We start from the raw sequence: 14,027 nt of genomic DNA, 5'->3' as shown, positions 1-14,027 counted from the left end.
GGGAGTTCCGATGACGTACGCGATCCGCGCGGAAGGTCTGGTGCGCCGCTTCGGCGCCACCACCGCGCTGGCCGGGGTCGACCTGGCCGTCCCCACCGGGACGGTGTTCGGGCTGCTCGGGCCGAACGGGGCGGGCAAGACCACCGCGGTCCGGGTGTTGGCCACCCTGCTCGCCGCCGACGAGGGGCACGCCACGGTCGGCGGCTACGACGTCCGCCGCGACGCCCACCGGGTGCGCCAGCTGATCGGCCTCACCGGTCAGTACGCCTCGGTCGACGAGAACCTGACCGGCACCGAGAACCTGCTGCTCATCGGCCGGCTGCTCGGGCTGTCCCGGTCCGACGCCCGGGCGCGGGCCCGGGCGCTGCTGGCCGACTTCCAGCTCAGCGACGCGGCCGAGCGGGCCGCCAAGACCTACTCCGGCGGCATGCGCCGCCGGCTCGACCTGGCCGCCAGCCTGGTCGGCCGCCCGCAGGTGCTCTTCCTCGACGAGCCGACCACGGGGCTCGACCCCCGCAGCCGCAACGAGCTGTGGGACGTCGTCCGCACCCTGGTCGCCGACGGGGTGACAGTGCTGCTCACCACCCAGTACCTGGAGGAGGCCGACCAGCTCGCCGGCGAGATCGCGGTGGTAGACCACGGCCGGGTGATCGCCCAGGGCACCCCGGAGGAGCTGAAGGCGAAGGTGGGCGGGCAGGTGCTCGCCGTCCGGCCGGCGGACCCGGCCGACCTGCCGACGGTGCTCGCCGTCACCGGCGACGTGACCCGGGCCACCCCGGAGGTGGCGAACCAGACCGTCACCGTCGGCGTCAGCGACCCGGAGGTGCTGCCGACGGTGGTCCGCCGCCTCGACGACGCCGGGGTACGCGTGGCCGAACTGGCCCTGCGCGGCTCCAGCCTCGACGAGGTCTTCCTCTCCCTCACCGGCCACCGGGCCGAGGAGGCCACCCCCACCCTGGAAGGGAGCCCGGCATGACCACGTTCACCGCCACCGCGTCCCCGGTCGCCCCGGCCCGCCGGCCCGGCTTCCTCGCCGGCCTGCGGCACACCCTCACCCTGGCCTGGCGCAGCCTGGTGCAGATCAAGCACAACCCGATGGAGCTGCTCGACCTGAGCGTCCAGCCGGTCATGTTCGTGCTGCTCTTCACGTACGTCTTCGGCACCGCGATCTCCGGCTCGCCCGGGACGTACCTGAAGTTCGCGCTGCCCGGCATCATCGTGCAGACCGCGCTCTTCGCCACCATGACCACCGGGTTCGGTCTCAACCAGGACCTCACCAAGGGAGTCTTCGACCGGCTCCGCGCCCTGCCGGTGGCGCGGTGGGCGCCGCTGGCCGGCCGGATCGTCGCCGACACGGTCAAGCAGGCCTGGTCCCTGGCGCTGCTGCTCGGGATCGGCATGATCCTCGGTTTCCGGCTCGGTAACGGCGTGGCGGGGCTGCTCGGCGCGCTGGTCCTGCTGCTCGTCTTCTCGCTGGCCGCCTCGTGGATCTCGGTGCTGGTCGGTGTGCTGGTCAGCGAGCCGGACAAGGTGCAGATCTTCGGCTTCACGGTGATCTTCCCGCTGACCTTCACGAGCAACGTCTTCGTGCCGACCGACCAGATGCCGAGCTGGTTGCAGCACTGGGTGAACGTCAACCCGGTGACGATCCTGGCCGACGCGCTGCGCGGCCTCCTGGTCGGCGGGCCGGTCGCCGGGCCGGTCGGGCAGTCGCTGCTCTGGGCCGCCGGGATCCTGCTGGTGTTCGCCCCGCTGTCGGTGCGCGCGCTCAGCCGTCGAGTGTGACGGCCACCGCCTCGGCGGCGGTCTCCCAGCGGTAGCCCAGCCCGCCCGCGTACGCCTCGGCGAAGCCCGCCTCACCGAGCGCGTCGCGGGCGGCCGCCTCCACCCGGGCGCGGTCCAGCACCGCGTGGTCGGGACCGCCCCGGATTCCGGTCGCCGCCCCCAGCAGCCGGGCGGCGGCGGCCGGGCGGTCGAGCCGCAGCGCCAGGTCGGCGTAGCCGACCAGCACCGCCGCGACCACGGGGGCGTCGTGCGAGCCGACGGCCAGCTTCAGGGCCTGGTCGTGCCCGGCCCGGGCGGAGACCAGGTCGCCGTCCGCGGCGTCGAGCACGGCCAGGGTGGAGGCGTTGAGCGCCCGCCACTGCGGGGCGATCGACCGATCGCCCACCAGCCGGGCGCCCTCCGCGAGGCAGGCCCGCGCCCCGGCCCGGTCGCCCTCCGCGCGCAGCAGCTCCGCCTTGCCGTACGCGAGGGCCGCCCGCGTCTCGTCCGACCCCGAGATGTCGGCCTCGTGCACCGCCCGGTCCAGTTCCGCCCACGCCCGGTCCCGGTCGCCGCGCCGCCACAGGTTGTGCGCCAGCCGCAGCCGCATCTCCGGCACGTCCTCGCGGACGCCCAGCTCCTCGAAGTAGGTCATGGCCTCCTCGTGGTAGGGCGTGGCCTCGGCGGCCTGGCCGCGCCGGTCGAGCAGGTCGGCCAGCGAGGTGAGGCTGAACGACATGCCCCACCGGTCGCCGGCCCCGCGGTAGTGCGCCAGCCCGGCCCGCAGATCGGCCTCCGCGTCGGAGTCCGGCAGGCCCGCGTTGAGCAGGGCGTGCGCCCGGAGCAGCCGGGCGATCCCGGCCACCCACGGATCGGGGTCGTCGAACAGGGGTGCCACGGCCGCCATGGCCGGCGGCTGGAAGTTCCCGGCGAACGCCGCCGTGATCGGCCCGGCGAGGCGCAGCAGGGGGTGTTCGTGCTCCCGCCCGCGGGACAGCTCCGCGGCGCGGTCCAGCCACTCCCGGCTCATCGCGATGGTGTCGGGGCGGGTGGCGGCCAGGTTCAGCGCGGCGGTGGCGAGGGCGATGGCGGTGGGGGCGGGCGGCGCGCCGGCCAGCCCGGGCAGCGCGAGCACCTGGCCGGCCAGGTCGGCGCCCTCGGCACGCTGGCCGGTGAGCCACCAGTACCAGCCGAGCGCGGCGGCGTACCGGACGGCGGTGGGGGCGTCGCCGACGGCGATCGCGTGGCGCAGCCCGGAGTGCAGGTTGTCCTGGTCGGCCGAGAGTCGGCGCAGCCAGTCCAGTTGTGCCGCGCCGCGCAGCTCCGGCTCGGCCGTCTCGGCCAGGGCCAGGAACTCGGCGGCGTGCGCCCGCCGGACCGCGTCCGCCTCGCCGGCCTCGGCCAGCCGGTCCAGGCCGTACTCGCGGATGGTCTCCAGCATCCGGTAGCGCGGCTCGCCCGTGCCGCCCGCCACGACCAGCGACTTGTCGACCAGCGCGGACAGCCCGTCGAGTACGTCCGCGACCGCTCCGTCGCCGCACACCCGTTCGGCCGCCTCCAGGGTGGCGCCGCCCGCGAAGACGGCCAGCCGCCGCCAGAGCGCGCGCTCGGTGTCGTCGAGCAGGTCCCAGCTCCAGTCGACCACGGCCCGGAGCGTCTGGTGCCGGGGCAGGGCCGTGCGGCTGCCGGCGGTGAGCAGCCGGAACCGGTCGTCCAGCCGGGTGTCCACCTGCGCCGCCGTCATCGTGCGCAGCCGGGCGGCGGCCAGCTCGATGGCGAGCGGCATGCCGTCCAGCGCCCGGCAGATGCGCACCACCGGCCCGACCGTGGCCGCGTCGACCGCGAAGTCCGGGCGGACGGCGCCGGCCCGGTCGGCGAAGAGCCGCACCGCCGGGTACGCGAGCGCGGCCGCCGGGTCCGCGTCGGCCGGGGGCAGGGCCAGCGACTCCACCGGCCGCAGCGCCTCACCGGTGATGCCCAGCGGCTCCCGGCTGGTGGCCAGCACCCGCAGCGCGGGGCAGGCGGTGAGCAGCCGTTCGGTGAGGTCCGCCGCCGCGTCGAGCAGGTGCTCGCAGTTGTCCAGCAGCAGCAGGACGGCCCGACCGGCGAGCGCGTCGACCAGCCGCCCGACCGGGTCGGCCGGCTCGGGGGCGCCGCGGCCCGCCCGCGCCAGCAGCGCCTGCTCGCGCAGGCCGAGCGCGGCGAGGGCGGCCTGCGGCACCTCGGCTGGATCGGTGACCGGGGCGAGCGGCACCAGCCACACCCCGTCCGGGAAGCGCCCGGCCACCGCCCGGCCCGACTCGACCGCCAGCCGGGTCTTGCCGGCCCCGCCCGGGCCGGTGAGGGTGGCCAGCCGGAACCGGTCGAGCAGCCCGGCGACCCGGGCCACCTCCTCCTCGCGCCCGACGAAGCTGGTCAGCGTGGCGGGCAGGTTCCCCCGGTCGGGTCCACCCGGGTCAGGGACGGGCGTCCGGTGGCCGCCGGCGGGGGCGGCGGCCGGCGCCGGCACGCGGCGGTCGGCGCGAGCGGGGACGGCCGCCGGCTCGCCGCGCAGGATCTCCAGGTGCAGGGCGGCCAGCTCGGGGCCCGGGTCGGCGCCGAGGGTGTCGGCGAGGGTGGCGCGCAGCCGCTCATACTCGGCCAGGGCCTCGGCCGGGCGGCCGGCCCGGTTCAGCACCCGGATCAGCAGTCCGGTCAGCCGCTCCCGCAGCGGATGGGCGGCGACCAGCTCGCGCAGCTGCGGCAGCAGGGCCTCGGGCGCCGCACGGTCCAGCCGCGCCTCGACCAGGTCCTCGGTGGCGGCGAGCCGCAGCTCGGTGAGCCGGGCCACCGGCGCCCGGGCGAAGTCCGCGTCGGCCACGTCGGCCAGGGCCGGACCGCGCCACAGGTTCAGCGCCTCGGCCAGCCGGCGGCAGCCCTCGGCCGGGTCGTCCGCGAGCCGGGCCCGGGCGGCCCGGACGGCGGCCTCGAACCGGTGCGTGTCCACGTCGTCCGCGGCGAGGGTGAGCCGGTAGCCGCCGGGCTGCGCCTCGACGGGCAGCCCGGCCCGGCGCAGCCGCGAGACCAGGGCCTGGAGCGCGTTGGCCGCCCCCGCCGGCGGCTCGCCGGCCCAGAGCGCGTCGGTGAGCCGGCCGACGGTCACCGTCCGGCCGGGCTCCAGGGCCAGCAGGATCAGCAGCCGGCGCAGCCGGGCGCCGCCCACCTCGACCGGCGTACCGGTGTCGGTGCGCAGCTCCAGGGGGCCGAGCAGGCTGATCCGCACGGCGTCGATTGTGCCCGGCCGGCGCCCGCCGGCGGTGCTCAGACCTCCGGCCGGTCGCGGTCGTCCTGCCCGCGGCGCAGCTCCTCCTCGCGCCGGCGCAGGTCGTCCTCCCAGCGCCGGAGACGCTCCTGGTCCTCGTTGCGGGAGCGCTCGGCGAGCGAGGAGAGGAACTCGGGGTCGTCGTCCGGCGCGACCGGCCGCCGGCGCTGCTGCTCGGAGAAACCGTTCCCCATCGGCCAGGCGGTACGGGCCGGCCGGGCGCCCGCCTCACGGCCGGCGACGAACCAGGCGATCGAGCCGACCAGCGGGAAGAACAGGATGATGAGCACCCAGGCGATCCGGGGCAGCGCCCGGATCTCCCCCTCCTCGGCGGAGAGGCAGCTGATCAGCGCGCAGACGGCGAGCACGATCTGGGCCAGGAAGAGCAGCCCGTAGAGGCGAACCATGCCGGACATCATGGACCACGAGGGACGGTCAGCGCAGCCCGCGCAGCACGTGGAGGACCCCGAGCAGCGCCAGCACGGCCGCCGCCAGCGCGGTCAGCGGGATCGAGAGGCGCTGCCCGCCCCGCGGCCCGGCGCCGGTGGCCCGGCGCCAGTCGACAACCAGGACGCCCAGCCAGGTGACCACCGCCAGCCCGGCCAGCACCGCGTCGAACGCGCGGCCGGTGAACGCCAGCCGCAGCTCCAGCACCAGGATCGCGGTGACCGCGAGCAGCGTCCGCCGCCAGGCCAGCCGGGTCCGTTCCGGTTGGAGCCCGGGATCCCGGCTCACCCGAGGCCCCGGGCCAGCACGGCGACCACCAGCAGCAGCGCGCCCAGCGCCACGACCAGGGCCAGGACGGCCGGGAAGCGGGAGGCGGGCAGTTCCTCGCCCAGCCGGATGGCCCGCTCGGTGCGGGCCCAGTGGTCCACCGCCCGGACCGCGACCGTCGCGCCGAGCAGCAGCAACGCGACGGCGATCGCCTCGCGCAGGTGGGCGACGGGGAGCGGGGGCAGGAACTGCGCGGCGGCCAGCCCGCCGGCGACCAGCGCCAGCCCGGTGCGCAGCCAGGCCAGGAAGGTCCGCTCGTTGGCCAGCGAGAAGCGGTAGTCCGGGGTGCTGCCGACCGACCGCAGCTCGCGCGGGTCGAACCACCGCCTGATCGTCTCCCACACGTCGCCGATTATCCGCTTTGCCCGGTGCCTAGCCTGAAGGGATGACCGATCTTGACGCGCGGAGCCTGCGCGACGCCTACGACACCCAGATCCGCCCGGAGATCCCGGACCCGCTGCCGGCCGGGGTGACCGTCGACCGGGACGGCCCGCTGGTCCGGATCCTCGGCCTGGACCACCGCGGCTTCATCACGTACCGGACGCTGGACGGGCTGGCCGGCGCCGACCTGGACGCCCTGATCGCCCGGCAGGTCGAGTTCTTCCGCGCCCGGGGCGAGGGGGTCGAGTGGAAGCTCAACGGGCACGACGAGCCGGCCGACCTGGGTGACCGGCTGCGCGCCGCCGGCTTCGTGCCGGAGGACCTGGAGACCGTCGTGGTCGGCCCGGTCGCGGCCCTGGCCGCCGCCGTCCCGGTGCTGCCCGAGGGGGTACGCCTGCGCGAGGTCACCAGCCGGGAGGACCTGGAACGGATCGCCGCCATGGAGGAGGCGGTCTGGAACGAGGACCGGAGCCACCTGGTGACCGGGCTGGCCAAGGAGATCGAGGCCGACCCGCAGTCGATCACGATCGTGGTGGCCGAGGCGGGCGACACCGTGGTCAGCGCCGGTTGGGTGCGCTACCTGCCCAACACCGGGTTCGCCACGCTGTGGGGCGGCTCGACCCTGCCGGAGTGGCGGCGCAAGGGCGTCTACCGGGCGCTGGTGGCGTACCGGGCGCGGCTGGCCGAGCAGCGCGGCAAGACGCTGGTGCAGGTGGACTGCTCGCCGGACAGCCGGCCGATCCTGGAGCGGCTCGGGCTCGTTGCGGTCACCACGACCACCCCGTACGTCTACACTCCGTGATCATGGAGCGGTTGACGGCGGACGAGCAGCTCACCCTCAAGACCGGCGCCTTCGGAGCCGTGTTCCTGGTCTCCAACGCCGTGCCCGGGATGCTGGCCATGGTGCGGGAGAGCATCGCCGCGTCCGGGGCGCTGGGCGACGCCAGCGGGGTGGTGAAGGAAGCGCTCACCACCGGTCCGCTGCCGCAGCTGCCGCGGGACTCGGCGCTGGAGATCGAGGCGATCGTGCTGCCGGCGCTGGGCCGGGCGGTGGAGATCCTGCGGGCCAAGTCGCCGGGGGACGTCCAGGCGTACCGGTCGGTGGTGCTGGCCGCGGCCGACCGGGTGGCGCAGGCCCACCGGGGGATCGCGCCCGCCGAGGCGGCGGTGATCGACAAGATCAGGCAGGCGCTGGCCGAGCCCGCCTGACCGGCTCGGCCGACCAGAGCGCCCGCACGCTGGCGCGGACGCAGCGGTCACGGACCCGGCCGCAGGCGCACCGGTAAGTGTCGGCGAGCATCCGGCGGCAGGCCCGGGAGGCGGTACGCGAGCCGCTCGCCGCCTCCCGCGCCTCCGTCGAAACGCGCTTTTTCGACATATCCGTCACCTCCCTGTTTCGGGAGCTTACCCGGCGCGACGGTCTCCGGTGAGCTGTGTCACTCTGAGGCTCCGGGGAGCGGATGCTACTTGCGGGTAACATTGCCGTCGTGGGCAACTGCACAGCCCCGCGCGGTTGACCGAACGTTAAGTCACGCGCGAGGCTGCGCCCGTGACCGGGCGAGTGATCGCTACACCAAACAGGAGGGTCGTCGAAGCGCGATGAACATCGTCGTACTCGTCAAGCAGGTGCCCGATTCGGGCGCGGACCGCAACCTGCGTCCTGACGACAACACCGTCGACCGCGGTTCGGCGAACAACGTCATCAACGAGATGGACGAGTACGCCATCGAGGAGGCGCTGAAGATCAAGGAGGCGCACGGCGGCGAGGTCACCGTCCTGACCATGGGTCCGGACCGGGCGACCGAGTCGATCCGCAAGGCGCTCTCCATGGGGCCGGACAAGGCCGTGCACGTGGTGGACGACGCGCTGCACGGGTCCTGTGCCGTGGCCACCTCGAAGGTGCTCGCCGCCGCCCTCGGTCAGCTCAACGCCGACCTGGTCATCTGCGGCGCGGAGTCGACCGACGGCCGGGTCCAGGTCATGCCGCACATGATCGCCGAGCGGCTGGGCGTGGCCGCCCTGACCGGCGCGCGCAAGCTCACCGTCGACGGCGCCACCCTGACCGTCGAGCGGCAGACCGAGGAGGGCTACGAGGTGGTCACCGCCTCGACCCCGGCCGTCGTCTCCGTCTGGGACACCATCAACGAGCCGCGCTACCCGTCCTTCAAGGGCATCATGGCCGCGAAGAAGAAGCCGGTGCAGACGCTCTCCCTCGGTGACCTCGGCGTCGCCGCCGCCGAGGTGGGCTTCGACGGCGCCACCAGCGCCGTGCTCGAGCACTCCAAGCGCCCGCCGCGCTCCGGCGGCGAGAAGATCACCGACGAGGGCGAGGGCGGCGTGAAGCTGGTCGAGTTCCTCGCCACCGAGAAGTTCGTGTGAGAGGTCTGGACATGTCTGAGGTTCTCGTCGTCGTCGAAGCCACCAAGGAATTCGGCGTCAAGAAGGTCACCCTGGAGATGCTCACCCTCGCCCGCGAGCTGGGCACCCCGAGCGCGGTCGTGCTCGGTGGCGCCGGCGCCGCCGAGGCGCTGAGCGCCAAGCTGGGCGAGTACGGCGCGGAGAAGATCTACGCCGCCGAGGGCGAGGAGATCGACGGCTACCTGGTGGCCCCGAAGGCCACCGTGCTGGCCGAGCTGGTCCGGCGGGTGCAGCCGGCCGCCGTGCTGCTCGCCTCCTCCCAGGAGGGCAAGGAGATCGCCGCCCGCCTGGCCGTCAAGCTGGACAACGGCATCCTGACCGACGTGGTGGCCCTGGCCGCCGACGGCACCGCCACCCAGGTCGCCTTCGCCGGCTCCACCATCGTCAAGTCCAAGGTCACCAAGGGCCTGCCGCTGGTCACCGTCCGGCCCAACTCGCTCAACCCGACCCCGGCCGCGGCCACCCCGGCCGTCGAGCAGCTCACCGTGTCGGTCTCCGACGCGGACAAGCTGGCCAAGGTCGTCGAGCGGGTCGCCGAGCAGAAGGGCTCCCGCCCCGAGCTCACCGAGGCGTCGGTCGTCGTCTCCGGCGGTCGCGGCGTCGGCAACGCCGACAACTTCAAGCTGGTCGAGGAGCTGGCCGACCTGCTCGGCGGCGCGGTCGGCGCGTCCCGCGCGGCGGTCGACTCCGGCTTCTACCCGCACCAGTTCCAGGTGGGCCAGACCGGCAAGACCGTCTCCCCGCAGCTCTACGTCGCGCTGGGCATCTCCGGCGCGATCCAGCACCGGGCCGGCATGCAGACCTCGAAGACCATCGTCGCCGTGAACAAGGACGGCGAGGCGCCGATCTTCGAGCTGGCCGACTTCGGCGTGGTCGGCGACCTGTTCAAGGTCGTCCCGCAGGCCGCCGAGGAGATCCGCAAGCGCAAGTGACCCCGTCACGACACGAGCCGCCGTCCGGTGATCCGGGCGGCGGCTCGCGTGTGTCGCGGGCCCTTCCGTGCGGTGGAAGGGAGCTGATCGGCGGGCCGGGGAGCTGAGCCGGCCCGCCGATCAGCCCGTCAGGGTGCCCCTCAGCAGGCTGTCGCCGGAGTGGGCGGGCTTGTTGTCGAACTGTTCGGCGGAGACGTCGACCACCGAGTAGGTCCGGAGGTCCACGTTCGGAGGCATCGGCAGCAACTCGTCTCCCGACGCCTTGCTCAGCGTACCCAAGGAGAACATCTCCATCGTCTTGGGATCGATGAGCCAGACCTCGTAGTACCCGGGAACGCTCGGGAGATTCGCCACGTGCAGGTGCAACTGGTTGTCGCCGAGCACCCGGGCGTCACCCGAGGCGTCCTTCGGCGTCGACCCGAAAGCGGCCAGCGGCGCGCTGGCCAGCACCGTGGGCCGCGGGGCCGGCTCGTCGCCCCCGCCCAGCACCGCGGCGGTGCCCACCACGCCGATCAGAGCGGCGGCCGCGGCGGTGACCGCCGTGGTGGCCCAGCGGGGCCACCGGCGGCCGCGGCGAGGGCGCGGCGCGGCCGCCGGTGCGGCCGGCTCACCGGCGCGCGGCGGGCGTCGGTCGGTCAGCGTGGGCAGCGCCTCGGCGGCCCGGACCTCGGCGACGATGCCCTGCCAGACGTGCTCCGGCGGGTCGGGCAGGTCGGTCAGGCCCTGCGTGCCGGCGCCCAGCCCGGCGACGTGCTGGAGCGTCTCCAGCTCGCCGCGGCAGTGCTCGCAGGTGTCGAGATGGGTGGCCTCACGGTCCGCCGCCTCGCTCTCACCGAGCGCCAGAAAGACCAGCCGGTCGTGGTCCAGGTGCTGCACCGTCCACCTCCCATCTGCGTTTCAGGCTCTGCATGCCGCGCCGGATATGGCTCTTGACCGTGCCGAGCGGCACTCCGGTCACGGTCGCGATCTGCTGGTGGGTCAGGTCGTCGTAGAACGCCAGCTCCAGCATCCGGCGCTGCTCGTCGGGGAGGCGGGCCAGCTCGTCGGCGACCACCAGCCGGTCGACCACGGTGTCGGGGTCGGGACCGGTGGAGACCGGCTCGGGCAACTGCTTCACCGTCTCGACCACCCGGGTCTCCCGGGTCGCGACCCGGATCCGGTCGACCACCTTGCGCCGCCCGATGCCGAGCAGCCAGCCGATCAGCGAACCCTTCGCCGGGTCGAACGTCTCCCGGCCGAGCCAGGCGGCCACGAATGTCGCCTGGGTCACGTCCTCGGCGTCGCTCCGGTTGGCGAGCGTCGTGGTGGCCAGGTGCAGCACCGCTCGGCCGTACCTGTCGTACGCCTCGCGCAGAGCGGCCTCGTCGCCGTCACGGAACCGCGTCGCGAGGTCGTCCTCGCCCGGCGGCTCCGGTCCCTGCGATGGCACCGTCACGGGGCGGCTCGCCTTCCCTGGGGCATGCCGAACTGTAACTCCCACAGCCGTCGCCCCACTCTCCCGGTGTGTCGGTCGGGTTCCCCCGTCACCTCCCATTCGTCGGCGGGGGCCGGTCCGGATGCGCCGCGGGCCGGAAAAAGAAATCGGATCCCGGGCGCATCCGGGGCTGACGGAGCCGGCGTAACTCGTTCTGCACGCCAGTCCTGACGAATCAGCACCAACCACCAGGAGGCAGACAATGCAGTTCGCCATGTTCCGTCGGGCCGCCGCCATCGGCGCGGTGTCCGCCCTGACGTTCGCCGGCGTCGGCGCAGCCACCTCGAGCCCGGCCTACGCCGCCTCGTCCAAGGTCTCCGTGGTCCACGGCATCCCGGACACCCCGGTCGACGTGTACGTCAACGGCAGGAAGACGCTGGACAACTTCAAGCCCGGCGACGTGGCCGGCCCGCTCACCCTGCCCCAGGGGGAGTACGACATCGCCCTCACCAAGCCCGGCGAGGCCATCGACAAGGCGATCCTCACGGTCGACGACGCCGCGGTGCCGGGCGGCGCGAACATCAGCCTCGCCGCCCACCTGAGCGCCGACGGCAAGCCGCGGATCACCCCGTTCGTCAACGACGTGTCCAAGGTGGACGCCGGCAAGGCCCGCCTGATCGTCCGGCACACCGCCGCCGCCCCGGCCGTCGACGTGCGCGCCGGTGGCAAGCCGGTCTTCGAGAACCTGACCAACCCGAAGGAGGCCAAGGCCGACGTGGCCGCCGGCACCGTGAAGGCCGACGTGGTGCTCGCCGGCACCGACACGGTCGCCATCGGCCCGGCCGACCTGAACCTCAAGGAGGGCACCGCCACGATCGTCTACGCGATCGGCTCCGCGGAGGCCAAGAACCTGACGGTGGTCGCCCAGACGATCAGCGGGCTGCACTCGGCCCCCGGCGGCGTGCCCAGCGGCACCGGTGGTCAGGCCGGCACCGGCGTGGACGCCTGGTGGTACGTGCTGGCCGGCGCCGGCGTGCTGCTCCTCGTCAGCGGCGGCGCCCGGGTGGCCACCGCCCGGACCGGTCGCCGGTGACGGTGCGACACCGCGGGGCGCTGGCGGCGATGGCCGCCGGCGTCGCCGCGCTCACCGTCGCGGCCGTGGTGGCCTGCGGGTCACGGCCCGCCGAGGACGTCGGCGCCGAGGAGGCGGCGGCCCTGGCCAGCGCCACCCCCGCCGCCACGCCAACGGCGACGGGTGACCCGTCGGTGCCGGTGAACGCGGGCACCCTGCCGGCGGCCGGGACGACCGTCCCGCCGGTGGGGCTGCGCATCCCGCCCATCGGGGTCACCGCCACGGTCGACCCGGTCGGCATCAACCGGCGCACCGACGAGTTCGAGGTGCCGCCCAGCGTCGACCGGGTCGGCTGGTACCGCTACGGGCCCGGCCTGGAGGCCGGGACCGGCTCGGTGGTGATCGCCGGCCACGTCGACAGCGCCGACCAGGGCCGGGGGGCGTTCTTCCGGCTGCGCGAGCTGGACCGGGGGGACACCCTCACCGTGACCGGCGCCGACGGCCGGGAGCGCCCCTACCGGGTGGTGGCCCGGGAGGAGTACGCGAAGACGCGTATCCCGCTCGACCGGTACTTCGCCCGGGACGGCAGCCCCCGGCTCACCCTGATCACCTGCGGCGGCCCGTTCGACGCGAAGACCCGGCACTACCGGGACAACATCGTCGTCACCGCGGTTCCCACCTGAGGCGTCCGGACCGCCCGCCCCCACCCCAGTGCGGGACGGGCGGTCCGGCATCCGGCGGCACGCCCGTCGGCCGTTAGGCTGAACGGTGATGGCATACCTGGATCACGCGGCGACGACCCCGATGCTCGACGAGGCACTCGAGGCGTACGTCGCCACGGCCCGCGAGGTGGGCAACGCGTCGTCGCTGCACGCGGCGGGCCGGCGCGCCCGGCGGCGGGTGGAGGAGTCCCGCGAGCGGGTGGCCGCCGTGCTCGGCGCCCGCCCGTCCGAGGTGATCTTCACCGGGGGCGGCACGGAGAGCGACAACCTCGCCGTGAAGGGGATCTTCTGGGCCCGCCGCGCCGCCCGGGCCGAGCGGATCCGGGTGGTCTCCAGCGCCGTCGAGCACCACGCCGTGCTGGACGCGGTGGACTGGCTGGCCGGGCACGAGGGCGCCGAGGTCGGCTGGTTGCCGGTCGACGCCGCCGGCCGGCTCGACCCGGAGCGGCTGCGCGCCGAACTGGCCGCGCACGGCGACCGGGTGGCCCTGGTCACCGCCATGTGGGCCAACAACGAGGTGGGCACCGTGCAGCCGGTGGCCGAACTGGCCGCGGTCGCCGCCGAGCACGGCGTGCCCTTCCACACCGACGCGATCCAGGCGGTCGGCCAGGTGCCTGTCGACTTCGCCGCCAGCGGCGCGGCCGCGCTCACCGTCACCGGCCACAAGCTCGGCGGTCCGGCCGGGGTCGGCGCGCTGCTGCTGGCCCGCGACGTCGCCGCCACCCCGCTGCTGCACGGCGGCGGCCAGGAGCGCGACGTCCGCTCCGGCACCCTCGACACCGCCGGCATCGTCGCCTTCGCGGTCGCCGTGGAGGCCGCGGTGAAGGGCCAGCAGGAGTACGCGGCCCGGGTCGCCGCGCTCCGCGATGACCTGGTCGAGCGGGTCCGGCAGGCGGTCCCCGAGGTGATCTTCAACGGCGACCCGACCGATCGGCTCCCCGGCAACGCGCACTTCTCCTTCCCCGGCTGCGAGGGGGACGCGCTGCTGCTGCTCCTCGACGCCCAGGGCATCGCCTGCTCGACCGGCTCGGCCTGCTCGGCCGGGGTGGCCCAGCCCTCGCACGTGCTGCTCGCCATGGGCGCCGACGACGACCGGGCCCGCTCGTCGCTGCGCTTCACCCTCGGTCACACCAGCACCAAGGCGGAGGTCGACGCCCTCATCGCGGCGCTGCCGGGCGCCGTGGAGCGGGCCCGCCGCGCGGCCGCCCTCCGCACCCCCCGCTGACCCGGATACCCTCGGTGATGACGA

Annotated in this window: 15 protein-coding genes; 9 read left to right on the top strand and 6 right to left on the bottom strand. The window is 74.8% G+C overall.

Features of this window, described 5'->3' with window-relative positions; all coding sequences use genetic code 11:
- Positions 1 to 10: 10 nt before the first annotated feature.
- Both GA0070603_RS13635 and GA0070603_RS13630 read left to right on the top strand, forming a co-directional pair.
- Entirely contained in the window at positions 11 to 976 is a 966-nt protein-coding gene (locus GA0070603_RS13635; protein WP_091312812.1) for an ATP-binding cassette domain-containing protein, read from the top strand.
- Positions 973 to 1,785: an ABC transporter permease gene (locus GA0070603_RS13630; RefSeq protein WP_091312808.1), complete on the top strand. Its 813-nt coding sequence runs from the start codon at positions 973 to 975 to the stop codon at positions 1,783 to 1,785. The genes GA0070603_RS13635 and GA0070603_RS13630 overlap by 4 nt, the downstream gene beginning before the upstream one ends.
- Here GA0070603_RS13630 and GA0070603_RS13625 read toward each other — a convergent pair.
- The 4 genes from GA0070603_RS13625 to GA0070603_RS13610 are packed head-to-tail and all read right to left on the bottom strand — an operon-like array spanning position 1,769 to position 6,183.
- Positions 1,769 to 5,026: an AfsR/SARP family transcriptional regulator gene (locus tag GA0070603_RS13625; protein WP_091312805.1), complete on the bottom strand. Its 3,258-nt coding sequence runs from the start codon at positions 5,024 to 5,026 to the stop codon at positions 1,769 to 1,771. The genes GA0070603_RS13630 and GA0070603_RS13625 overlap by 17 nt on opposite strands.
- A 38-nt stretch (positions 5,027 to 5,064) precedes the next feature.
- Positions 5,065 to 5,472 carry a PLD nuclease N-terminal domain-containing protein gene (locus GA0070603_RS13620; protein WP_091312802.1) on the bottom strand — a complete coding sequence of 136 codons (408 nt, stop codon included), beginning with the start codon at positions 5,470 to 5,472 and terminating at the stop codon, positions 5,065 to 5,067.
- A gap of 28 nt (positions 5,473 to 5,500) precedes the next feature.
- On the bottom strand, positions 5,501 to 5,800 hold the full coding sequence (locus tag GA0070603_RS13615; RefSeq protein ID WP_091312799.1) for a DUF202 domain-containing protein: 300 nt from the start codon (positions 5,798 to 5,800) through the stop codon (positions 5,501 to 5,503).
- Entirely contained in the window at positions 5,797 to 6,183 is a 387-nt protein-coding gene (locus GA0070603_RS13610) for a YidH family protein (protein ID WP_091312796.1), read from the bottom strand. The genes GA0070603_RS13615 and GA0070603_RS13610 overlap by 4 nt, the downstream gene beginning before the upstream one ends.
- Positions 6,184 to 6,224: 41 nt before the next feature.
- Here GA0070603_RS13610 and GA0070603_RS13605 point away from each other — a divergent pair, with 41 nt between their 5' ends.
- From GA0070603_RS13605 to GA0070603_RS13590, 4 genes are all read left to right on the top strand, one after another.
- Positions 6,225 to 7,022, top strand: coding sequence for a GNAT family N-acetyltransferase (locus GA0070603_RS13605; RefSeq protein ID WP_091312793.1), 798 nt, complete (start codon positions 6,225 to 6,227; stop codon positions 7,020 to 7,022).
- A 2-nt stretch (positions 7,023 to 7,024) separates the two neighbouring features.
- Positions 7,025 to 7,429 (top strand): hypothetical protein, encoded by a 405-nt coding sequence (locus GA0070603_RS13600; RefSeq protein WP_091312790.1) that lies wholly within the window; start codon positions 7,025 to 7,027, stop codon positions 7,427 to 7,429.
- Between the two features lie 390 nt (positions 7,430 to 7,819).
- Complete coding sequence (locus tag GA0070603_RS13595; RefSeq protein ID WP_091312787.1) at positions 7,820 to 8,599, top strand: electron transfer flavoprotein subunit beta/FixA family protein; 780 nt, start codon at positions 7,820 to 7,822, stop codon at positions 8,597 to 8,599.
- 11 nt (positions 8,600 to 8,610) lie between these two features.
- A complete protein-coding gene (locus tag GA0070603_RS13590; protein ID WP_091312785.1) occupies positions 8,611 to 9,570 on the top strand; it encodes an electron transfer flavoprotein subunit alpha/FixB family protein in 960 nt (319 codons plus the stop codon).
- A 120-nt stretch (positions 9,571 to 9,690) separates the two neighbouring features.
- On the opposite strand, the gene GA0070603_RS13585 is transcribed toward GA0070603_RS13590, so the two are convergent.
- Together GA0070603_RS13585 and GA0070603_RS13580 are read right to left on the bottom strand one after the other, a co-directional pair.
- The gene (locus GA0070603_RS13585) at positions 9,691 to 10,446 is read right to left on the bottom strand and encodes an anti-sigma factor (protein ID WP_091312782.1); all 756 of its coding nucleotides are present in this window, start codon (positions 10,444 to 10,446) and stop codon (positions 9,691 to 9,693) included.
- Complete coding sequence (locus GA0070603_RS13580; protein ID WP_091312778.1) at positions 10,400 to 11,005, bottom strand: RNA polymerase sigma factor; 606 nt, start codon at positions 11,003 to 11,005, stop codon at positions 10,400 to 10,402. Before GA0070603_RS13580 ends, GA0070603_RS13585 begins: the two co-directional genes overlap by 47 nt.
- A gap of 241 nt (positions 11,006 to 11,246) precedes the next feature.
- On the opposite strand from GA0070603_RS13580, the gene GA0070603_RS13575 reads away from it, so the two are divergent.
- From GA0070603_RS13575 to GA0070603_RS13565, 3 genes are all read left to right on the top strand, one after another.
- Entirely contained in the window at positions 11,247 to 12,077 is an 831-nt protein-coding gene (locus tag GA0070603_RS13575; RefSeq protein WP_091312775.1) for a DUF4397 domain-containing protein, read from the top strand.
- Positions 12,074 to 12,739, top strand: coding sequence for a class F sortase (locus GA0070603_RS13570; RefSeq protein WP_091312772.1), 666 nt, complete (start codon positions 12,074 to 12,076; stop codon positions 12,737 to 12,739). The genes GA0070603_RS13575 and GA0070603_RS13570 overlap by 4 nt, the downstream gene beginning before the upstream one ends.
- An 88-nt stretch (positions 12,740 to 12,827) precedes the next feature.
- Positions 12,828 to 14,003 (top strand): cysteine desulfurase family protein, encoded by a 1,176-nt coding sequence (locus GA0070603_RS13565; protein WP_091312768.1) that lies wholly within the window; start codon positions 12,828 to 12,830, stop codon positions 14,001 to 14,003.
- The last annotated feature ends 24 nt before the right edge of the window (positions 14,004 to 14,027 follow it).

Origin of the sequence: Micromonospora chersina (genome assembly GCF_900091475.1) — a bacterium.
In the GTDB taxonomy this organism is placed as follows: Bacteria; Actinomycetota; Actinomycetes; order Mycobacteriales; family Micromonosporaceae; genus Micromonospora; species Micromonospora chersina.
The sequence above is the reverse complement of the archived record's forward strand: the minus strand, read 5'-3'. Positions and strand labels throughout refer to the sequence as shown.